Annotated in this window: 1 pseudogene; it reads left to right on the top strand. The window is 67.6% G+C overall.

What is annotated here, in order from left to right:
- Positions 1–272 (top strand): annotated as a pseudogene (locus NA986_RS24410) (sodium-extruding oxaloacetate decarboxylase subunit alpha); the annotation flags it as partial.

Raw genomic sequence — 272 nt, 5'->3', positions numbered from 1 at the left:
CTGAAGCAGCAGAACGCGGCGGACAAACTCGACCAGGTGCTGGCGGAAATCCCCCGCGTGCGCGAGGACCTCGGCTTCATCCCGCTGGTGACCCCCACCTCGCAGATTGTCGGCACCCAGGCGGTGCTCAATGTCCTGACCGGCGAACGCTACAAGACCATCGCGAAGGAAACCGCCGGGATACTGAAGGGCGAGTACGGCCACACCCCGGTGCCGGTGAACGCCGCGTTACAGGCCCGCGTGCTGGAAGGGGGCGCCCCGGTGACCTGCCG

The sequence above is a fragment of the Salmonella sp. NW177 genome (assembly GCF_051811585.1).
GTDB classification, from domain to species: Bacteria; Pseudomonadota; Gammaproteobacteria; order Enterobacterales; family Enterobacteriaceae; genus Salmonella; species Salmonella enterica.
This window is presented reverse-complemented; position numbering and strand designations above follow the sequence as displayed.